This is a genomic window from Candidatus Magasanikbacteria bacterium, assembly GCA_021648085.1.
In the GTDB taxonomy this organism is placed as follows: Bacteria; Patescibacteriota; Patescibacteriia; order Magasanikbacterales; family UBA922; genus JAKITS01.
Genome location: JAKITS010000001.1, coordinates 651,546 through 671,819 on the forward strand (window position 1 = coordinate 651,546; position 20,274 = coordinate 671,819).

The 20,274-nt window shown below is 31.8% G+C and carries 21 protein-coding genes, 1 tRNA gene and 2 pseudogenes; 5 read left to right on the forward strand and 19 right to left on the reverse strand.

Going from position 1 to position 20,274, the window contains the following annotated elements:
• Nucleotides 1-64: 64 nt before the first annotated feature.
• On the forward strand, nucleotides 65-736 hold the full coding sequence (locus L3J07_03350; protein MCF6276855.1) for an RNA methyltransferase: 672 nt from the start codon (nucleotides 65-67) through the stop codon (nucleotides 734-736).
• Nucleotides 737-782: 46 nt separating this feature from the next.
• Here the strand turns inward: L3J07_03350 and L3J07_03355 are convergent, their stop codons facing one another.
• From L3J07_03355 to L3J07_03415, 13 genes and pseudogenes are all read right to left on the reverse strand, one after another.
• Nucleotides 783-1,331 carry a hypothetical protein gene (locus L3J07_03355; protein MCF6276856.1) on the reverse strand — a complete coding sequence of 183 codons (549 nt, stop codon included), beginning with the start codon at nucleotides 1,329-1,331 and terminating at the stop codon, nucleotides 783-785.
• A gap of 102 nt (nucleotides 1,332-1,433) precedes the next feature.
• Nucleotides 1,434-3,221: a translational GTPase TypA gene (typA, locus tag L3J07_03360; GenBank protein MCF6276857.1), complete on the reverse strand. Its 1,788-nt coding sequence runs from the start codon at nucleotides 3,219-3,221 to the stop codon at nucleotides 1,434-1,436.
• Nucleotides 3,222-3,538: 317 nt separating this feature from the next.
• Nucleotides 3,539-3,703, reverse strand: coding sequence for a hypothetical protein (locus L3J07_03365; protein MCF6276858.1), 165 nt, complete (start codon nucleotides 3,701-3,703; stop codon nucleotides 3,539-3,541).
• Nucleotides 3,704-3,774: 71 nt separating this feature from the next.
• Entirely contained in the window at nucleotides 3,775-4,029 is a 255-nt protein-coding gene (locus L3J07_03370; GenBank protein ID MCF6276859.1) for a hypothetical protein, read from the reverse strand.
• Nucleotides 4,030-4,064: 35 nt separating this feature from the next.
• The gene (locus L3J07_03375; GenBank protein ID MCF6276860.1) at nucleotides 4,065-4,763 is read right to left on the reverse strand and encodes a hypothetical protein; all 699 of its coding nucleotides are present in this window, start codon (nucleotides 4,761-4,763) and stop codon (nucleotides 4,065-4,067) included.
• A gap of 94 nt (nucleotides 4,764-4,857) precedes the next feature.
• A complete protein-coding gene (locus tag L3J07_03380) occupies nucleotides 4,858-5,739 on the reverse strand; it encodes a GerMN domain-containing protein (protein MCF6276861.1) in 882 nt (293 codons plus the stop codon).
• Between the two features lie 250 nt (nucleotides 5,740-5,989).
• The gene (locus L3J07_03385) at nucleotides 5,990-6,520 is read right to left on the reverse strand and encodes a mechanosensitive ion channel family protein (GenBank protein MCF6276862.1); all 531 of its coding nucleotides are present in this window, start codon (nucleotides 6,518-6,520) and stop codon (nucleotides 5,990-5,992) included.
• Nucleotides 6,521-6,629: 109 nt separating this feature from the next.
• A complete protein-coding gene (gene rlmN, locus L3J07_03390) occupies nucleotides 6,630-7,646 on the reverse strand; it encodes a 23S rRNA (adenine(2503)-C(2))-methyltransferase RlmN (protein ID MCF6276863.1) in 1,017 nt (338 codons plus the stop codon).
• A 7-nt stretch (nucleotides 7,647-7,653) separates the two neighbouring features.
• The gene (locus L3J07_03395; GenBank protein ID MCF6276864.1) at nucleotides 7,654-7,854 is read right to left on the reverse strand and encodes a hypothetical protein; all 201 of its coding nucleotides are present in this window, start codon (nucleotides 7,852-7,854) and stop codon (nucleotides 7,654-7,656) included.
• Between the two features lie 230 nt (nucleotides 7,855-8,084).
• Nucleotides 8,085-8,255, reverse strand: a pseudogene (locus L3J07_03400) (ATP-binding domain-containing protein).
• Between the two features lie 489 nt (nucleotides 8,256-8,744).
• Nucleotides 8,745-9,329: pseudogene (locus tag L3J07_03405) on the reverse strand (AAA family ATPase).
• Nucleotides 9,330-9,624: 295 nt separating this feature from the next.
• The gene (locus tag L3J07_03410) at nucleotides 9,625-10,299 is read right to left on the reverse strand and encodes a hypothetical protein (GenBank protein MCF6276865.1); all 675 of its coding nucleotides are present in this window, start codon (nucleotides 10,297-10,299) and stop codon (nucleotides 9,625-9,627) included.
• A gap of 121 nt (nucleotides 10,300-10,420) precedes the next feature.
• Nucleotides 10,421-10,492, reverse strand: a tRNA-Asn gene (locus tag L3J07_03415).
• Between the two features lie 188 nt (nucleotides 10,493-10,680).
• Here L3J07_03415 and L3J07_03420 point away from each other — a divergent pair.
• Entirely contained in the window at nucleotides 10,681-11,142 is a 462-nt protein-coding gene (locus L3J07_03420) for a pyridoxamine 5'-phosphate oxidase family protein (protein ID MCF6276866.1), read from the forward strand.
• Between the two features lie 4 nt (nucleotides 11,143-11,146).
• On the forward strand, nucleotides 11,147-11,533 hold the full coding sequence (locus tag L3J07_03425) for a response regulator (protein ID MCF6276867.1): 387 nt from the start codon (nucleotides 11,147-11,149) through the stop codon (nucleotides 11,531-11,533).
• A 26-nt stretch (nucleotides 11,534-11,559) separates the two neighbouring features.
• On the opposite strand, the gene L3J07_03430 is transcribed toward L3J07_03425, so the two are convergent.
• From L3J07_03430 to secG, 6 genes are all read right to left on the reverse strand, one after another.
• Nucleotides 11,560-12,579 (reverse strand): D-alanine--D-alanine ligase, encoded by a 1,020-nt coding sequence (locus L3J07_03430; GenBank protein MCF6276868.1) that lies wholly within the window; start codon nucleotides 12,577-12,579, stop codon nucleotides 11,560-11,562.
• Nucleotides 12,580-12,583: 4 nt separating this feature from the next.
• Nucleotides 12,584-13,567 (reverse strand): tryptophan--tRNA ligase, encoded by a 984-nt coding sequence (trpS, locus tag L3J07_03435; protein ID MCF6276869.1) that lies wholly within the window; start codon nucleotides 13,565-13,567, stop codon nucleotides 12,584-12,586.
• A 114-nt stretch (nucleotides 13,568-13,681) separates the two neighbouring features.
• Nucleotides 13,682-13,876, reverse strand: a complete 195-nt coding sequence (locus tag L3J07_03440; protein MCF6276870.1) for a PspC domain-containing protein — start codon at nucleotides 13,874-13,876, stop codon at nucleotides 13,682-13,684.
• A gap of 8 nt (nucleotides 13,877-13,884) precedes the next feature.
• Entirely contained in the window at nucleotides 13,885-15,687 is a 1,803-nt protein-coding gene (locus tag L3J07_03445) for a ribonuclease J (GenBank protein ID MCF6276871.1), read from the reverse strand.
• 202 nt (nucleotides 15,688-15,889) lie between these two features.
• Nucleotides 15,890-17,926, reverse strand: coding sequence for a peptide ABC transporter substrate-binding protein (locus L3J07_03450; GenBank protein MCF6276872.1), 2,037 nt, complete (start codon nucleotides 17,924-17,926; stop codon nucleotides 15,890-15,892).
• Between the two features lie 51 nt (nucleotides 17,927-17,977).
• Entirely contained in the window at nucleotides 17,978-18,196 is a 219-nt protein-coding gene (gene secG, locus L3J07_03455) for a preprotein translocase subunit SecG (GenBank protein MCF6276873.1), read from the reverse strand.
• A 220-nt stretch (nucleotides 18,197-18,416) separates the two neighbouring features.
• On the opposite strand from secG, the gene L3J07_03460 reads away from it, so the two are divergent.
• Entirely contained in the window at nucleotides 18,417-18,707 is a 291-nt protein-coding gene (locus tag L3J07_03460; protein MCF6276874.1) for a hypothetical protein, read from the forward strand.
• Nucleotides 18,708-18,966: 259 nt separating this feature from the next.
• Nucleotides 18,967-19,995 carry a hypothetical protein gene (locus tag L3J07_03465; protein ID MCF6276875.1) on the forward strand — a complete coding sequence of 343 codons (1,029 nt, stop codon included), beginning with the start codon at nucleotides 18,967-18,969 and terminating at the stop codon, nucleotides 19,993-19,995.
• Nucleotides 19,996-20,274 lie beyond the last annotated feature (279 nt).

The following is a 20,274-nucleotide window of genomic DNA, read 5'->3' on the forward strand; positions in this document are numbered from 1 at the left end:
GTTAATTTCTGTACCTACTTTCACTTGTATGGTACTATATTTTACATATAAGGTCAAAATAAATATGCTAAGCAAAGTAAAAGAGAAACTACTAAAATCACTACAAACAAAAAAAGGCAGATTAAAATCCAATCTATGCCTTGTAGAAGGTAAAAAAGTAATAGAAACAGCAGGAAAAGCTGTAGAATTTACTTTTACAAACAATGATACGGACAACTTCAAAGATTTCACATCTACACAAACACCACAAAATATTGCTGGAATTGCAAAAATTCCAAAATGGAATTTAGACGATATTAAAAAATACAAAATAGTTGTAGTTTTAGACGGAATTCAAGATCCAGGAAATTTGGGAAGTATTTTTAGACTTTGTTTGGGTTTTAATGCTTCACTGATTCTAGTAGAATCCGTAGATCCAACCAATCCAAAAGTGATAAGATCTTCTGTTGGTGCACTTTTCCAAGTTCCTTGGATAGAGACAAAACGAATAGAAATAGAAAAATTATTAGAAGATTTAAATAGACCAATTTATAAATTGGAAAAGGGAGAATCAAAAATTTTAAATAGTGATTTGATAGAAAAAATGGAAAAAGAAATTACTTTAATTGTTGGCTCAGAAGGGCAAGGAATAAAAATAAAAACAAAAGGAACTTCCATTGAAATAAAACATAATGAAAAATTAGAATCATTAAATGTTGGCCACGCTTTAGCGATTATTCTAAATTCTCTGAAATAATAAACTTATTTGAAAAAAATAAATCCCGCCATTTTGGCGGGATTTTTTAGTTTGCATGGCCGCTCACATCTAAATCATCTAACATTATGCAATATTTTCTATCTTTTTTTGCATCTTCACTCATATCCTCCAAAAATTGAGGGAAATCTAGATCATTATTTTTCTCAATTTCAATAAAACTATGCGCTTCTCTTAACCCAATATACCCCCCAAAAACAAAATGGGAAATTGCAAACTCTATATGTGTCCAAGTGTGTAGCGGGCTCAAATTCCAGTAAACTATCTTTCCACTCTTCTTACCTTCCAAAATTAAAGCTTTGTAATACTTACTAGTCTCCAACCTAATTATAACCTCATCATCTGGAAAACCAGAAATGTCTATTTCTTCCAAAAGATGTATATTCGATTGCTCACACTTTTCCAAGAATAAAACAGACTCCTTAAAACTCATATGATTATTTGCAACCAAATAACCAACAGACTTACCAAAATCACTCCAAGTTTTTATATTTCTTATAACATTAATCTCTTGTCCTTTCTCTTCCAAAACCAGTTCGTAAGAACCAGAGATAACTTCTCTCAAATAAATCCTCATTTCCCTCTCCTTTTTGCAAACTAAATTGTAAAATGAACATAATACTACAATACCACAAATAAAAAATCCCGTCATATTAACGGGATTTTTTATTTTAATTTTTTATTTCTTTCTACTTGCTGTCACTCTGTCGTTTTCTTTCAAAACTTGTTTTCTCAGCCGTATATTGTTTGGCGTCACTTCTAGATATTCATCTCCAGAAATTACCTCCAAACCACGCTCAAGCGTAATTTGAATTGGAGGGGTAAGTTTTATAGCTTCATCCGCTCCGGAAGAGCGCATATTTGTAAGATTTTTTCCTTTTGTTGGGTTCACGGTCATATCATTTCCTTTTGAAACATTTCCAATAACCATTCCCTCATAAATTTCTGCTTGAGGCCCTATATATAAAGAACCCCTACCTTGAAGATTGTTCAAAGAAAATCCCAGAGCTTTTCCTGTAGCCATAGAAATCATAGAACCAACATCACGCTTATTGATTTCACCCACATAAGGTTTAAAACCAACTACACGAGAACACATAATTCCCTCACCTCTTGTGTCTACTACAAACTCCCCTCTATAACCAAGTAAACCACGAGTTGGAATTTCAAAAACAATTCTCTTCTCTATTCCATTTTGACACATATCCATCATTACACCCTTGCGTTTCATTATTTTTTCAATTACAACACCTTCAAATTCATTTGGCACATCTATTGTCAACTCTTCAAATGGTTCAAGTTTTTGCCCATCTTCTTCTTTTGTAATAACTCTTGGTTGAGAAACTTGAAGTTCATAACCTTCACGACGCATATTTTCCAGCAAAATAGCAATATGCATTTCACCACGCCCATAAACCTTACAAAAATCGTTGTTTGAGAAGTCAATTTTCAAACCAACATTTACCTCCAACTCTCTTTGAAGTCTTTCTCTGATTTGTCTACTTGTCACATATTTACCGTCTCTTCCTGCAAATGGTGAGTTGTTTACAAGTAAGTTCATAGAGATTGTAGGCTCATCTATTTCAATCGCTGGTAGTGGTTCTTGATCTGAATTTGCACAAACAGTCTCCCCAATATAAATATCAGAAATTCCAGCAATCATCACTAAATCTCCTGCCATTGCTTCGCCTACTTCTTTTTTTTCTACACCTTCAAAAGTAAAAAGTTTTGATATACTTGCTCTACGCTCTTCACCAGTTGGTTTTTTTACAATAACTTTACTTCCTTTTTTAATAATACCTTCGTATACACGCCCAATTGCAAGTCTTCCTAGGAAATTATCATAACCCAGGTTAAAAGGTTGCATTCTAAACGGAACGCTCGTGTCAGACTTAGCTGGTTCTACATTTTCCAAAATAGAATCAAAAAGTGGAGTTAAATCATTTGATTCATCTGCTAAATTATTTTTTGCGATTCCGTCACGCCCGTTTGCGTAAATAGTTTTAAAATCAAGCTGTTCATCGTTTGCACCCAAATCCATAAAAAGTTCCAACACCATGTCGTGTACAATTTCTGGTCTGGCTGCTGGCTTATCAATTTTATTCAAAATAACAATAGGTTTCAAACCTAATTCAAGAGATTTTTTCAATACAAATTTTGTCTGTGGCATTGGACCTTCTTGTGCATCTACTACCAGCAACACACTATCAATAGAACGCAAAATACGCTCAACCTCTGAACCAAAATCAGCATGCCCAGGTGTATCCACAATATTTACCTTTGTATCCTTATAAAAAAATGATGCGTTTTTTGCATAAATAGTAATACCACGCTCTTGTTCTAAAGCGTTACTATCCATACTTTTTGACTCATCTGTCACCATTCCAGACTGACGCATCATAGCGTCTGTAAGAGTCGTCTTTCCGTGGTCTACGTGAGCAATAATTGCTATATTTCTAATTTCCATAAAAAAATAAAAGCCCTAAGGACTATTTTCAAATAAACTTTCTTTTTTGAAAATACATTTGAAGACAGTACTTTTGGGAATGAATTTACAATTTATAATACTACTTTTTCAGACTTTTGTCAAGAAGATGGTATGAAACAAATAAAAAAAATGGTGATTTTTATTACCGTTTTTTTACTTATCTTTTTTTACAGCACACTCAACAACCAAAACAGTGAGTTGTTTTGATGAATTCCAATGACATGAACACTCATCAACTATAAAAGTTCTCATTTCTATCTTAATATTTCTTCTTGGTATTCTCGGCCATTTTTTCTTTATAGCGTCACCAAGATACTTAAATGTTCAAAATTAAACTCATCTTGGTAAATTACATTTTCAGTACCATCTGGTCGCATAGATGTACAAGACACCTTTTGAGACTTCTTTTGACTAAATAAAGAACGCAAACTAATACTAGCTATTACTTCATATTTTATCAAGAAAAGATTTTTAAATAAAATAAAAAACGACAATACATATAACATTGTCGTTTTTAGCAAAAAACTATTTTCTATCTTTCAAAGAAAGAAATATAGAAAGTATTTTTTTCCACCTCAATTTCTTTTGGCGAAACGAGCAATGCTCGTTCTGTGGAGATAAACATCTTACCTCCTTTTTGCCCAAACTGAAAAACTCCTTTTTTCTCTCCTGTTTCTTTTAAAACAAGAGCAGTTTTTTTTGCAACTTCAAATACCCCATCTACAAATTCAAAATTGAACATATCTTCACCTTTTTGTTGTTTTGTGAACCCCGTCTCATTTTTCATAAGACTTAATATAATAATATAAATTTTACTTTTTGTCAAGCTTTTTCAATAAATTTAGCCACTTTATCGTAAACATCCTCCAACATACTTAAATCTAAGTCTGAATTCCTGTCTTTTGTTGGATCATCTCCTTTTAAATACATAGACCTACCAAAATCTATTAAAACAGGATTGCCAGTTTCAATATCTATCATAATATTCCTTGCATAAATATCTCCATGTGCAATTCCAAATTCTGAATGCATATCTTGTAAATAACCGTCCAATCTTTCAAAAAAATTATCTATATTAAAACCTTCCGGCAATGACTCTTTTCCAAGTAAAATAAATTGTAGGTTTAATCCGTTAATTTTTTCCATAATAATAGCAGCACCCTCATTTCCAACATAATAAGCTGCAACATTTGGAGAGTGTACGCCTTCAGATAAAAAATCTTTAAGCTTGTGCATAAATTCGACCTCTTCTTTTGGACTGCATCCAAGGTTGTACAAATGCTTATTTTCACTGTTTGCCCTATTAAGCATAAATTTTATACAAACATCACTACCCAAATCTACAACCCTACCTATACCACCTTCACCCAAAAAATTATCTGGATTTACAGCTCTATCTCTTACGGATTTTCTAAGCTCTTCGTTTGTTCCAAAATCATTATCAAAAAAATAGATATGTTCAAGCCATTTTTGCTCATCCTCAGAAAACTCAGGGATATTAAAATTAGATTCACCTCTCATAATATTATATAAAAATGTAGGACTATTTTAACATAAAAAAATAATTAAAACAAAAAACACTCATTGAGAGTGTTTTTTGTTTTATTTTTTTAAATTACGGTTGCAATATATCTGCTGTACTTCCGTTTATAGAAATTACCACCGAATCAACCGTTACAAATTGCTTCAAAGTTTCTTCAATTTGAGCATAAATTCCCATAATTCTACAAGACCCTCCAACTTGATATTCCAAATTACTATCAAAATCAGCATAAGCTGTACCATTTGAAATTGAAATACCATTCAATTTAACGCCTTCATTTAAATTTGTTGTATATCCAGTATTTATTTCTTCTGCTGTTAAACCTTTTAATAATTCTTCAATTGCAGCTTTTGCTACCCCCAAAGTTGTTGGGACTTTGCGTTCTATTCCTAAAACATCTTGACAGTCATTATTTACATTACTATTTGGAAAATAAACCTTCAAAGTAATTGTACTTTTGTCAAAAATTATAGGAATTCTCAGCTCATCATCGTTTTCTGGAAGTCCAGACGGATTATCTTTTGTTAAAACCAATACTCCATTATTAGACATAGGTGTCACATAAACCAAATTAGATGTGAAAGGTACCATTTCTTCTGTCATCCAATCTCCGCCAGCTGTAGCAAATCCTGTAGCTATCACATAACCATTTGAATCTTCAAGTGAAACAGGAAAATCTCCCTCAAAAAACCAATACCCTCTTGCTTCGCCTGTAATTTCTAGTGGGCTTGAAATTGTACTACCTACATTTGGAGAAAAAATTGAAATTATACTATCATCTTCTTTTTCTATATTATCTTCTTGAATATCTTGGATATTCTGTTCCTTAACCATTTCTTTTACCTCATCAGAGACAAGATTGTTTATTTTTGGAACTGCCAAAAATACAACAAAAGAAACGACTAAAATTGCAATAAACCCAACTAGTAGGCCAATTATAAGATTTTTAGACATATTTTATTTTAAAAATTTATTATTTAAACATATTCCAAAATAAGATTTCGATAAAAATTTTTATATTTCGAGCGAAACACAGATAAAAATTATGGGGCATTACAATAGTACTGTTGAATAATTTTTATCAAGTTGTAGTCGAAATATAGGAATTTTGGCGAAATAATTATTTTGGAACATATCTAATAGAGAACATTAACATAATTATACTAAAAAATCAAGTTTTTAACCTGATTTTTCATATATTTTATTAAGTTTTTTTCTTACTTGGCATTTTAACCACATCTTTTATCAATCCATTTGAAATATAATGAATTTTTCCATTATCATCCTTTAAAACTGTAGAGCGCATTGAAATTCTAATTACAGTACCTTCAGATTTGTTTATCATTACCTTATCCCCAATTCCATACTGATCTTCCACCAAAATGAAAACCCCTGTCACAAAGTCTTTTACCAAAGATTGTGCCCCAAAACCAACAGCCAATCCTATAATTCCAGCTCCAGCCAAAACTGGTCTAATATCAACCCCAAATAAGTTTAGAACCATAAACAAAAGTACAGCATAAATAATAATATTTCCAATTGAAATAATTATGTGACCCAAAGTTTCTGCTCTTTTTTCTTTTTTTGAAACATGACTATCGTCCCCATCATCCACCATCTTCTCAAACTTTCTTACCATCAATTTCAAAAGTATTTTACCAAAAAAATACAAAATACCAATCCAAACTATATCTACCGCATTTTTTAATAAAAAATCTATAATAATTTCCTGCATAATTTTAATTAATATTAAGACTGAAGATTATCATAAAAATAATCAAAAATCAAGCTTTTTTATTTGATTATTATTTATTAAAAAAATAAAATATCTTAAAATCAAATTCTTATCTCTCTTTTTCATTTATACCCGCTAGCTGACCACAAGCAGCATTTATATCAGAACCAAAGCTGTAACGCTGTATAACTTTTATTTTATTTCGCATCAAAATATTTGTAAATTTTTTGATAGCAGTTGCAGAAGATGGGTAAAATTTTCCTGTTTGGTTATAGCGTATCAGATTTACTACATATAGTGGATTGTCCATTAATTTAGCCAGTTCCTTAGCATGATATTCGCTATCATTTACACCATCGATCATTAGATATTCGAACATAACCTGACGCGATCTAGCGTTAACATAATTTTTAACCTCAGACATCAGTTCTTTTATAGGATATTTAGTATTCACCGGCATAAGCTCCGAGCGCAATTTATCATTTGGAGCATGGAGTGAGACTGCCAAATTAATTTGCATTTTTTCTTTTGCAAACTTTTTTATTCCTGGAACCAAACCACAAGTAGATATAGAAATATGACGCGCACCGATATTTATACCATCTTTGTCATTAATAATCTTCGCAGACTCCATAACATTATCATAATTTAGAAATGGTTCACCCATACCCATATATACAACATTTGTAAGTCTTTTTGGTCCAACATTACTATTATTCAAATAGCGTTGCCAAAATAAAACTTGCTCAATTATCTCTCCAGTTTCTAGATTTCTTTTAAAACCCATCTTTCCGGTCGCACAAAAATCACATCGCATTGGACACCCAACCTGAGAAGAGACGCATACTGTCGCTCTACCATCTTTATGTTTCAAGAGAACGGTCTCAATCTTACTTCCACCACCCAAAGTAATTAGAGCTTTTAGCGATTCACTATTCTTTGAACCAAGTACTTCTGCTTCAATATTTATTGGGCATTCCTTATTTAATGTTTCGCGAAGATACAATGGCAAAGTTGTGTTTTGATTCCAATCAAATATCAGATCAACAAAAATAGCCTTAAATACTTGTTTAAAGCGAAATTTAGGCTCATCTTTTAGTATAATTTTTATTTTATCAAAATTCATAGTTGTTTTATCGTGCCGGTTTGTTACTGCGATTTCCTATACTGCGTTGTCGCTCCGCCCCTTTTTGACTGTTTGGCTTTACATGAAAGCCTGCATTCATTCGGGGATTTGATGTCGGATACTTCTTATTGGTATCATCTGGATTTTTTCTTTCTTCCATTCTCCCAGATTTCTCTTTCATCATTTTTTTCATTACTTTGGAAAGCATATAATTTTTATTTTCCCGCAGAGGCGTGCTCTGTGGGTATTAAGTATAGTTCAATACCAAATTCTACCAGAATTTATCTAATTTGTCAACATTATAATATAGTAAATTCAAAATAATGGAAAAAACTACTGAATAATTTATACTCAGTGTTTTCAAGACTTATCTACTTTAAAATTTCTAACACGACTATCCATAATAATACTGGATTGATAAAATCGTTTTTTTAGTACAAGTCCTTCGAGAGTTGTACAACGACTGAGCGCGACATACGTTTGACCGTGAACAAAAGTACCTCGTCCAAGATCTACCACAACTTTATCAAAAGTTTTCCCCTGACTTTTATGAATAGTCATAGCCCAAGCAAGTTTTACTGGCATTTGTGTAAATGATCCTATTATCTCGCGTTCAAACACACCTTTATTAAAAACATACCTAGAAATTTCCCAAGTATAATTTCCCACCTCAACCACTACTCCGTTTGTCTTTTCTACACTAACAACACAACCTCCAATTTTTCCGTCTTCATCAATATCTGTATTTATATCAATAACAGTACCAATAGTTCCATTCACCCAGCGTCTTTCTGAATCATTATAAATAAACATGACTTGTGCGCCAATACACAAACAAATCTCCTCACTATTTGGATATAAATTTTTTGCAATATCACCTTTTATTGATGCATTAAACGAAATTTCTTTTGCTTGAAGCTCTGCCATTTTTGCCTTATTTATGGTTGCGGCCATAGCATTTGTTGTGACAAGGTGTACATAATTATCTTCTTGTTTTGGTTCAAAGGTTGGAATAAGCCGTGAGTTCAAAAGTTCTATATGACTATTATTTACTACTCCCTCTCGGACAGCATTAAGAACATTGATAAAATCCTTATCTTTTTGTCTATACATTTTTGTGAGTTCAATAATACGCAATCCACTATTTGAAAACATACTGGTCTGAGAAAGTCTACCAAAAACATTTGCATCAAAAAAGTATGGTGAATCGTACTCCAAAAAAAACTTCTCCTTGTCTCTTTGCGTCACAACTGGTGGAAGTTGATAAAGATCGCCAAAAAAAATCATTTGCACCCCACCAAAAGGCTCATTGTTCTGGCGTGCCCTGCGCAAAAGTGTATCAACAGCATCCAAAAGATCAGCTCGAACCATAGAAATTTCATCAATAGCCAAGGTCTTGATATTTCTAAACTTTACTTTTTTTCTTTCATTAATTGTCATTGACTCTGCCTCGTCTAGTTCAAATCCTGGCTTTAACATAAAAAATGAATGGATAGTTTCTCCACGCACATTTAGAGCGGATATGCCTGTAGGTGCCAGAACTATCATTTTCTTTTTGGATATCAGGCGAACATGATCAAGCAGTGTCGACTTCCCTGTCCCAGCCTTACCTGTAACAAAAATAGTACTATTTGTATTCTCAATAATATCTATGACATGTTCTGCCTGTTTTGAAAATTTCATAATTTTTTTCTTCTCGTTTTTTACAACAGATATTCTATCATACCTTACCTGTAAATCTCTATAAATAATACAGAATTTATTTATTATACAAGATCTTAATATCTACCCATGACAACAACAACCCATTTTTTGTAAGTGCAATTTTGAGATGGTAAATTTTAAGCATTAATTACAAATATATAATAAATATTATTAAAAAAACTCCGCTAATTTTAGCGAAGTTTTTTTCAATTACTCGGAGTGGTGAAGGATGTTAGAACTAAAATGCCATTACAAAGACACTAAAATAAGATTTTTAATTCTCATCAAATTCTAAACTATCCAAGATGAAATTAGCCTCAACTTTATAATTTTCAAGACTTTGTATGTCATTTGGAGAACTGATATAAAAATTAATAATAAAAATGCTGGTATCATTTATAAATATTGTATATTCTTTTCTGTACGGGTTATTAACATCTTCTTTAAAAAAAACATTATCAAAATTTTTGTATTTAATCTTTGAATAACTTATGTCACTTGTTAAATTGTTTAATAGGTTGTTTAAACTAGAACTATTTAGAAGTGTTATATCTTTATTTTTCGCCAACATTAAAATAGCGAAAGTTTCGTTTGGCTTGATATTGTCTACATCAGAAACACCTACAGGAGAAAAAGCTGTAGAAAATGATCCTCTGTGACTCATATTAGACTCTTTTGTTATATACCAAGTAGCCGGAATCTTTACTGTAATTCCTAAATCAGAATTATATTGTTTTTGATAAAAAATTCCAGTTTGCTCATCTGTTCCCTTCTCTAACATTTCCCATTCTGCCATTGCTCTATCTACCCATACAGTTTGTTCTTCTATATTTGTACTCTCTTCTTTGGCAAAAGGCCAAACATTATTATATTGTAGATATACAAAAATACCTGCGAAAATAATCAGATTTGCTAATACGATTGAAATTATTTTAGTTTTTTTGTTCATAAAATTATAATATGACTATACACTAAAAATACAAAATTGTGAATTTAAAAGCTAGAAATTATAGAAAGACAAAAATCCAAACATCAAAAAAATAGCCTAATTTAAGCTATTTTTTATTTCGCTCCCAGAGCAGGACTCGAACCTGCAACATCCTGGTTAACAGCCAGGTGTTCTACCATTGAACTATCTGGGAATATAAAAAATAAAAAAATCCGCATCTTGTGCGGAAATTTTGATGTTTTAGTAAAACAAAATTTCCGCTACTGCGAATTATTGTTATTATTGTTTACTAAAATATATCTCATATATTTATATTGTATATACTTTTTATAAATAAGTCAAGTTTTTATGATATAATATAATATATATTGTAAAAATACTATGAATAAAAAAATAACAGAAAAAGATATTCTTAAATTTCTTAAAAAGCAATTTATAATGCAGATTGCTACGATTTCAAAAAACAAACCACACGCTTCTGTTATCTTATATTATGTTGATAAAGACTTTAACTTTTATTTTACAACACACAAAAATTCATATAAATCTAAAAACCTACTTAAGAATAAAAAAATAAGTTTTACTATTTGGAAACACGATAAAATATTAGTACAAGCTGATGGTGTTGTAAGTATTATTAAAAACACTAAAGAAAAATATAGAATTTACAATAAACTAATAAAGTCAGCCTCGATTGGAAAAAATTTTTGGCCACCCCTCTTTCATATTAAAGGAAAAAAATACATAGTATTTAAAATAAAACCACAATGGATGCGTATATTAAACTTATCGGAAAAAACAATTACATCAAAAACATCACCTTTTACAGAAATTAAATTTTAATGTTATGATTAAAAAAAATAAAAAAAAATTAATTTTACTATCGGATCTAGACCCGATATTAACTAGATTTTATAAATTTAAATTTGAAAAACTAAAAAACTGGAAATCCATTATAGCAAAATCTTATCCAAAAGCACTAAAACAAATAGAAAAAGAAAAGCCACAAATTGTAATATCAGATATAATACTAAAACAAGGAAACGGTTTCAAACTAATCAAAAAAATTAGAAAATCAAAAAATAAAAAAATATCTAAAATACCAATAATTATTTTAACCGACCTAAGCCAACTGTCTGATAGTAAAAAAGCTAAAAAACTTGGTGCTACAGAGTATTTAATTAAAAATGAAGTTTCTCTAAATGATGTAATTAAAAAAATTGAAGATTTATAAAAAATAAAGCCTACAAAAAATTACTTTTAAAAGTAATTTTTAATTGCCAATTCCACTAATTTTGTAATCAAATTTTTATAACTCAAACCAGACTCAATCCAAAGTTTTGGATACATAGAAATAGGTGTAAAACCTGGAATTGTGTTTATTTCATTTAAAAAGATTTTATTATTTTTATCCATCAAAAAATCCACTCTTGCCAAACCTTGACAATTTGATATTTTATAAGCATATAATGCTATTTTTTTTATTTCTTTTATTTGTTCGTTTGATAATTTTGCAGGGATCTCAAAAACTGCGTTCTCTTCCTTATATTTATCATCATAATCATAAAAATCTGCACCCGGAATTATTTTTCCCAAAATAGAAATATTAAAATCTTTTACACTATTTCCCAAAATAGAAACTTCTATTTCTACTGCACAATTCACAGCTTCTTCAATTACAATTCTATTATCATATTTGGTCGCTTTTTCTATTGAACTTTCCAATTTATTTTTATCTTCTACTTTATAAACTCCAATAGACGAGCCAGCTCGTGAAGGTTTTACAAAAACTGGAAATTTAAATTTATTTTTTATTTTTTCTATTTTTCTGCTTATCTCTTTTTTATCTTCTGCCAAAAAATCTATCCCCACAAATTTTGGTTTGGAGATTTTATTATAAACCATCAATTGATTGAAGATATATTTATCCAAACAAACCGCAGACGCCAAAATATCTGCGCCAACAAATGGAATTTTTAAAGTTTTCAAAAAACCTTGAATTGAGCCATCTTCCCCACCTTCCCCATGAAGAACTGGAAAAGCAACATCAATCTTTTTAGCAAGATTATTTAAATCAACTTTTTCTAACTCTTTTAAATTTTTATTTTTAACTTTCTCAATAACATTTTTACCAGTCCAAAAAATCCCCTTTTTATCAATAAAAATTTCTATTATTTTAAATTTTTTATTGTCCACACTGCTCAAAACGCCCTCAGCAGAAATAATTGAAATATCATATTCACTAGAAATCCCACCAAAAAAAATACCAAGAATTTTCATATTTTTAAGTAATCCCAACTAGCTTTTTTACTTCTTCCAAAGTTTGAGTAGCTTTTGGTTGTGCTTTTTGTGCGCCTTTTATTAGAATTTCTGCGATTTTATCTCTGTCCATTAGCAATTCTTCACGAGTTTTTCTAAATTCTGCAAAATACTCACTTATAGAATTAGAAGTTAGCTTTTTTAATTCACTATATTTTATAGTTCCATCTTTTTCAGCCTGTTTAAACCTTTCCAATTCTTTTTTATCCCCAAAGTTTTGAGCAAGTGTGAATAAATTTTGAACACCTGGTGATTCATCACCGCCAGCCGAAGCTGTCACAGACTTTTGAATTTTCTTTTCAATTATATTTGGCTCATCCGCCAATTCTATTACATGGCCCAATCCAGCACTTTTACTCATCTTTTTTGTAGGCTCCAATAAACTCATCACTTTTGGAGTTTCCGTAAGCAGATCCTGAACTTCTGCAAAATAATCATCAAATCTATTATTAAACCAACGCCCAATTTTCCTAGTTAATTCCACATGTTGGACTTGATCCTTCCCTACTGGAACTTTATTTGCACCATAAAGCAAAATATCTGCAGACTGCAAAACTGGATAAGAAAACAAACCAGAATTAATATTTTTTGCTTGTTTTACAGACTTATCTTTAAATTGAGTCATTCTTTCTAGCTCCACAATTGGTGTTATACAATTAAAAATCCAATTCAACTCTGTATGCCCATCTATGTGTGACTGAACAAAAAATGTAGTCTTGTCCGGATCAATTCCAACAGCCAACAATTCTACTGCAGTTTTTATTATCTGCTCTTTTCTGTCTTCTGCACTCATATTTCCAGTCAAAGAATGGAGGTCGGCAATAAAAATATACATTTCATATTTACCAGAATTTTGAAGTTCCACCCAATTTTTTACTGCACCCAAATAGTTTCCAATGTGTAAATTCCCAGTTGGTTGCATTCCAGATACTATTATTTCTTTTGACATATTTTTTGTTCATTTACTAAATTCTCACTACCTAAAGTCTATCACAGCCCAAAATAAAAATATAGTGGTTAAACTATATTTTTATTTTTTGAATTTATTTTATTACTTAATATTTTATTGATTTGGGTTTTCTGGTAAAAATACTGTGGCCAAAACATAAGCAGCAATCATAGGAAAAAATCCTGTTGTAAAAACCAATAATACAAAAATTACTCTAAGTATGTTTGCGTCTACGCTCAAATACTCACCCACCCCACCCAAAACTCCAGAAAGTTTTTTATCTTTTTTAGACTTGTATAATTTTTTCATAATAATTATTATACTTGAATAATTACAGGCAAAATCATTGGGCGTTTTTTTGTTTTTGTAAGAACAAACTGACCTATTTTGTCGCGGATATCATTTTTAATTTGATTTGTGTCTGCCCAAGTTAATGGATCTGACTTCAAAACCATTCTTTTTACCTTGTGTCGCACATCTTCTATTAAAGCTTTATTTTCTTTTAAGAATACAAACCCACGAGATATAATATCTGGATTTTGCACCAAAACTCCTTTTTTAGAATCTACTGTTGCAATTATTACAATCATTCCGTCTTCTGCTAAGGCTTGCCTATCACGAATTACAATTTTTTGTGTATCGCTCACCCCAAGCCCATCTACAAACACATAATCTGTATCAACTTTTTCTTTCAAAATTCGTAAAGATTTGGGATTTAACTCCATTACAGTTCCATTATCTGGAACTACTATTCTCTCTTTTGGAAAACCATTTTCACGCGCCAACTTTGCAGCTTCTTTCAAAAAATAATGATAAGCATAAACCGGCATAAAATATGTTGGTTGAATTTGCTTTATCATATCCAAAATATCTTGACGAGTTGCATGTCCACTCACATGAACATCCATTACCTGATTATGATAAACATTATCACACTGGCGATACATATTATCTTTCAATTTCTGAATGCTTCTCTCATTTCCCGGGATTACAGAAGAAGAAAATATTACAGTATCTTTGTCCACCAAAGAAATAAATCTGTGACTTTTATTTACAATTCTAGAAAGGACCGCATTTTGCTCTCCTTGAGCTCCAGTACACACAACCATTACTTTGTTATCTGGATAATCTTTGATGTTTTTTATATCTATAAGCACACCTTTTCTCATTTTCACATAGCCAAGTTTTCTGGCTAGTTCTATGTTCATTTTCATACTATAACCATCTAAAGCTACAACTTTGCCCATATCTTGTGCTACATCCAAAATCCATTTTACACGCTCAATTTGTGATGAAAATGTTCCAATAATAATTCTACCTTGTGCTTTAGAAATAATTTTTTTCAAATTTCTATACATTTCTTCATAAGATGCTCCGCGATGTTCGTGCATTGCACCCAAACTTTCCAACATTAAAATAGTTGGCATGTTTGGTTTTTTCATCTCTCTCAATTCTTTATAATCTATTAAAGGATTTCCATCCTCATCGTGATCAAAAGTCCAATCTCCGGGATGAATTGCAATTCCAGCTGGAGTTTCAATAATCACACCGACAGCATCCATAATTGAATGCTCTACTTGAAAAAACTTTACTGTAATTTTTCCAAAACGAATTACATCTTTTACACTTTTTATACGAATTGTTTTCAATTTATCTGCTGTACCTTTTTTATAATCATCTTGCTTATGTTTTATCATCGCAAGAGTCAAATCACGAGCAGCAATCACAGGATTATTTAATTTTTCTAGTAAAATCGGTGCAGCCCCAATATGGTCCAAATGTCCGTGACTAAACACAACACCTTTTACATCTTTCTCCCTACCTTCCAAATATTTTGTATTTGGAATTATAAAATCAATTCCAGGCATATCATCTTCTGGAAACTGAATTCCCATATCCAAAATAACAATGTCACCATCATACTCAAACACAGTCATATTACGACCAACCTCCTCACATCCGCCAATTGGTATAATACGAAGATTCTTGTTTTTAGGTAAAACAAGTGACTTCTTTTTTCTGTTATCATTTTGCCCACCTTTTTTGGCAGGTCTTCGTGTAGAATTATGCCCACCTCTTTTGTTTTGTGCCTTGTAGGTATTTCTCTTTTTGTTTTCCATATTTTTATTAATTAAAAAAGTTTGTAGGGAATAATCCCTATTAAAATTTAAATTGTTTGAAGATTTTAAACTCTTTTGCAAACAACTTTTTAAAAGAATAAAATTCTCAAAATACCTTATTTATACAAAGTATTTGTTAAATTTTACACAAAAGTTATTTACAAATAAGTCTAAGATGTTGGACAAGCTCTTAAATAAAAAATTATTTCTTAAAATTCCACTGACCTTTTGTCTTAATGAACCAAGTATTCACATCTGCAAACCTATCTGCAGGTCTTGCAATTCTCACAGCACTAACCCCTTGAACCTTATCTGTGGTTGCATAAGTATATATTGGGATAAACAAGAAAGACGCTGGCTTCTCAGCAATAATTATATCTTGTAATTTTGAATATATCTCTTCTAGTTTTTCTGTATTATCTTCTTTTTGAGCTTGTTCCAACAAAGCGTCTGCATTTCTATTTACATATCCAGACAAATTCAAGCCAGGAAAAGCAACTTGTGATGAATGCCAAAAAGGAAACTGATCTGGATCATTTCCAACAATTACTCCATAAAGTAAAATATCATACTCCCTAGGTCTTAAAACTTCTTTATTAAAATCTTTTGAATTTACATATTTTATATTTGTCATTACTCCCAAATCCTGCCAAAAAGCTGACAACAAATTAGCTACTTGTCTGAATTCTTCTGTATCTGCCGTTACCAGCTTAAGTGTCAAAAACTCATCATTACTATTTTTTCTATAAAAAGATTGGACTTCACTTATCTCCTCATTCAGTCTTATTTCTATTTCTTGTTCTGCAAGTTCTCTTAATCTTGTCTTTTCTGCCTCGAGAACTTCTGTTGCTATTTCTGGAGTTGTTGTAGAAATATTGCCCGTTTCTTCGCCTACTGTTTCTTCTTCAGTTTTTTGCAGATCTTCCCACTCTTTCAACAAGGTTTCTTTACGCAAAGTTCTATAATCTTCTGCTGTCACTTTACTCCAACTTTTATCCAAAAGTTCACTTGCTTCTTGAACATCGTAAGTAGATTTATTTTTTTCTTCATCAAAACCAGGAAATCCAGGTAAAATAGGTCCATTTAAAGTTTTTGCTTCCCCGCTTAAAACCTCCTTCAAAATACGATCCTTATTAATAGCATAAGAAAGTGCTGTACGCAAATTCTTACTCTTCATTTTATCTACACCAAGATTAAAAAACAAAGCATTGTATTGTGGCAAATGCAAAGTATGTAAATTAATATGTTTCCTCTCCACTCTGTGTTGCAAATCTGATGGTACAAAATTTAATCCATCTACTTTTTGCTCTCGTATAGCTTGAATTGCCCCGGCTTCTCCACCGTATTCATTATAAAATTGAAACACAAATTCCTTTATAAAAGCTGGCGCTCTGTGGTAATTTTCATATCTCACAAGCTCATACCTAAAAATATAGCCAGACTCATCTTGTACCAGTTTTTTGAATACAAACGGTCCAGTTCCGACTGGTTGTAGATTTCTTTGAGCCAAACGAACACGCTCTGGAGAGATTTGTGACCAAATATGCTCTGGAATAATTCCAACAGTCAAACTAGACAAAAATGGCGTAAAAGGTTCCTTTAAAGTAAATCTTACATTCTGCTCATCTATTACTTTTACATCTACTCCTTGAAAACTTACAAATAATGGGCTGTTTACAGAAGGCTCCAAAATTGTATCTATTGTAAAAACAACATCATAAGCTGTAAAAGGTTGTCCATCGTGCCACTTTACATCCTCTTTTAATTTAAAAGTATAAGTTTTTTTATCATCACTTATCTCATAAGATTCTGCTAAATCCAATTGGATTTGCTGATTTTCGTCGTAACGCAACAGACCAGAATAAACTAAATTTGAAATATCCAAGTCAACATCATTTATACTAGCAAAAACAGGATTTATAAGTTGTGGTGAACCAACAACAGCTTCTATATACTTTCCACCAACTGCAGGAATGTCCACTCTAAAATTATTAACAAGAACAACTCCAGACCAAAAAATTCCAACTAAAAAAATTAAAGAACTAAGGCTTAATATCTTCTGCTCTTTAGATGATAACAAGTGTTTTATTCTTCTAAACTGACCCCAGCTAGGAACTTTTTTACCATGTATTTTACGCAAAAGTTTTGTGTCTAGTTCGCGACCAACCAAAGACTTAGGTTCTCTTTTTTTTAATTTAGAAAACTTTTTAGAAATTTTTTTAACTAATTTTTGAAGCACATTATTGGTTAAAAATAACCTATTTTTAGAATTTATTACAAAACAAACCCTTTAAATAACTAAACTAATTATTGCCAAGAGGAAGAAAAATATTGATAATACAATAGTAGCATTAAAAAGTAGTTTATCTACTCCACGCTTTGTAGTCTTGATAGAGCCTCCACCTCCTCCAAAGGCAGCACCCAATCCTGAACTGCTTTTTTGCAATAGTATTACAACTATCAATAAAACCGACAGGATAATTTGTATAATTGAAATTGTGAAGTTCATAACTTATGATACCAAAATAATAAAGGCATATCTAGTAAATTTACAATATCCTTATTAGATATACTTAAATAGTATAGTATAGTTTGATAAATTAATCAAGTATTTCAATACAAATAACAATAAAATAGTTAATAATTCAACTTATTGTTTGACAATTAAGCCAATGTGTTTTATTATTATATGTACGAATAAATGTACTTTTGAGAATAGGGAGTATAAAATGTCTAAACAGCTCTGTAGGCAATGCGAACAAAGACCTGCTGGTCTACGAAAGAAAAATAGAATTATCAGAAATAGAGGTTTTGATCTTTGTCAAGCTTGTGAAGACAGGAACAAAGCTAAAGACAAAGTGCACAAACCTAAATACTCAAAAAGAAAGCCCATTATTGAAACTCTGGACCCAAGTGATTTTGAAGCAGATAGGATAAGATTTTCAAATGGAATACTTCCAGTTGAAACATATAGGATAGAGTATTTAAATAGACGACGTGTTAAATATATTTATATTTAGAAAATCAAATCTATATAAATATATTCCACAAAACCATCTAAAATGAGGTGGTTTTTTTATTTTTACTCAAAAAAGCTTGACAAATGCACAAAAAAATGATAATATCCTCTAATCATTACTTGAGTTATAAAAGGCAATTAATTAGTTAATTCTCTTTTAAAGCTCAGGTGAGTTTTATATAGTAATTGATTTGCTGGAAATCTTTTATTATTTAGTGCCCTTTTAAAAAACCAGCAAAAATCTTTTAAGGAGATTTAAAATGAGTGAGATTGAAACTTTGAAATCTTTTGACGAGGCTGTTAAATTTGTTGTCCAGCGTTGGCTGGACATTGGAGGGGTAAAAGTTTCGAACTGGGACTTCAAAACCCAGTTCGAGTGTAGTTCCAAAGGCTGTGACTTCACAGCCAGCGTCACACAAAAATTTTTTGGTGAAGGCCTAAAAAAAGGTCTTTACAAAATATGGATCGATGTACTTGAAAACAAGTATGTTTGTCAGTACCACGCGCATCAGGCTCGCGTGGCAAAAAAAGAGGATATTTTGAGGGGAAACCCTGAAATGTCCGACAAAGAAGCTTGGGGATCAACAGGAGTGGTTGCCGTGCCACTCATAAAGGTCTTCAAGGCCTTTCAAATGGCCGCAGATGGGGACTTCGAGCAGTCCGTAAAGGACATGCTCGAAGAAGATGTGACTTGCATCCTCTCCGTGCTGGCTGGGGAGCCAAAAAATATCCCCAGAAAAGAGGGGGTATTCCTGAAACTCGAAAGTCTCGAGTTTCTAGCAGAGGAGTTTAGACTTGAACTTGAAAAAGTCAAGTCTGAACTCACAGATGAAGAGCTAGAAGAGCTCGACGAAGAAGATGACCTTAGCGAACTCGGAAAAGAGTTTGTAAGGTTGAACGAAATCGTCGGGCTTGCAGAAAAGCTCATGGAGATCCTGGAAAAACTGGGTGAGCCATATCGGTACATCCAAGCCGGTGCAAAAGAAGCGCTGGCGGGAATTCTAGAGATCACCGAAAGGGGAGCATTTTGGGTGGGTAAAGAACGGCGACAGCTGTTTTACCATCCAAACCAAGCAGTCCGGTACTACCTTGAAGGTAGACGGATGCGGAAATCTCCGCAAAAGAAAAGTTTCGAAAAGACAACAGGGATTGACCTGTCGTCTTTCCGAGGTGGGGACAAACCACTCTCGGCATCCATCTTTGAACACATCAAAGATGGATATAAAACAAAAGGTCGGCGCACAAGCCGACAAAAACGGATGGGAGGAAAGAAGAACACTCACCAATAACAATCATAGATCACACCTAACGAAAGTGGTGTGATCCACAACCAAACCCCACGCTTAATATAAGTAGCGTGGGGTTTTTTCTTTTAATTAGTTAAATTATTTGTTTATATGTTTTCCTTCTACCATCTTTAGCTTAATTAGGGATTTAGGGTTTATTTCACAGTTCTATTTTGTAGACCACAGATTCCAAGTCAAGCTGAGAATGACAAATTAGAAGTTTTTTGTCTTATGTTATTTGTATCATACCCAATTTTTTTCTTTCTTAACCTACTTATTTGT

What these genes read in the sequence shown, in the direction of transcription:
- L3J07_03355 (MCF6276856.1), bottom strand. Translation starts at nt 1,331, where the DNA reads ATGAGGATTTATTTGAGAGAAGTTATCTCTGGTTCTTACGAACTGGTT.
- L3J07_03370 (MCF6276859.1), bottom strand. Translation starts at nt 4,029, where the DNA reads ATGAAAAATGAGACGGGGTTCACAAAACAACAAAAAGGTGAAGATATG.
- L3J07_03425 (MCF6276867.1), top strand. Translation starts at nt 11,147, where the DNA reads ATGATTAAAAAAAATAAAAAAAAATTAATTTTACTATCGGATCTAGAC.
- L3J07_03410 (MCF6276865.1), bottom strand. Translation starts at nt 10,299, where the DNA reads ATGAACAAAAAAACTAAAATAATTTCAATCGTATTAGCAAATCTGATT.
- L3J07_03465 (MCF6276875.1), top strand. Translation starts at nt 18,967, where the DNA reads ATGAGTGAGATTGAAACTTTGAAATCTTTTGACGAGGCTGTTAAATTT.
- L3J07_03385 (MCF6276862.1), bottom strand. Translation starts at nt 6,520, where the DNA reads ATGCAGGAAATTATTATAGATTTTTTATTAAAAAATGCGGTAGATATA.
- secG (MCF6276873.1), bottom strand. Translation starts at nt 18,196, where the DNA reads ATGAACTTCACAATTTCAATTATACAAATTATCCTGTCGGTTTTATTG.
- L3J07_03440 (MCF6276870.1), bottom strand. Translation starts at nt 13,876, where the DNA reads ATGAAAAAATTATACAAGTCTAAAAAAGATAAAAAACTTTCTGGAGTT.
- rlmN (MCF6276863.1), bottom strand. Translation starts at nt 7,646, where the DNA reads ATGAATTTTGATAAAATAAAAATTATACTAAAAGATGAGCCTAAATTT.
- L3J07_03445 (MCF6276871.1), bottom strand. Translation starts at nt 15,687, where the DNA reads ATGGAAAACAAAAAGAGAAATACCTACAAGGCACAAAACAAAAGAGGT.
- L3J07_03420 (MCF6276866.1), top strand. Translation starts at nt 10,681, where the DNA reads ATGAATAAAAAAATAACAGAAAAAGATATTCTTAAATTTCTTAAAAAG.
- L3J07_03460 (MCF6276874.1), top strand. Translation starts at nt 18,417, where the DNA reads ATGTCTAAACAGCTCTGTAGGCAATGCGAACAAAGACCTGCTGGTCTA.
- typA (MCF6276857.1), bottom strand. Translation starts at nt 3,221, where the DNA reads ATGGAAATTAGAAATATAGCAATTATTGCTCACGTAGACCACGGAAAG.
- L3J07_03380 (MCF6276861.1), bottom strand. Translation starts at nt 5,739, where the DNA reads ATGTCTAAAAATCTTATAATTGGCCTACTAGTTGGGTTTATTGCAATT.
- L3J07_03430 (MCF6276868.1), bottom strand. Translation starts at nt 12,579, where the DNA reads ATGAAAATTCTTGGTATTTTTTTTGGTGGGATTTCTAGTGAATATGAT.
- L3J07_03395 (MCF6276864.1), bottom strand. Translation starts at nt 7,854, where the DNA reads ATGCTTTCCAAAGTAATGAAAAAAATGATGAAAGAGAAATCTGGGAGA.
- L3J07_03350 (MCF6276855.1), top strand. Translation starts at nt 65, where the DNA reads ATGCTAAGCAAAGTAAAAGAGAAACTACTAAAATCACTACAAACAAAA.
- L3J07_03375 (MCF6276860.1), bottom strand. Translation starts at nt 4,763, where the DNA reads ATGAGAGGTGAATCTAATTTTAATATCCCTGAGTTTTCTGAGGATGAG.
- trpS (MCF6276869.1), bottom strand. Translation starts at nt 13,567, where the DNA reads ATGTCAAAAGAAATAATAGTATCTGGAATGCAACCAACTGGGAATTTA.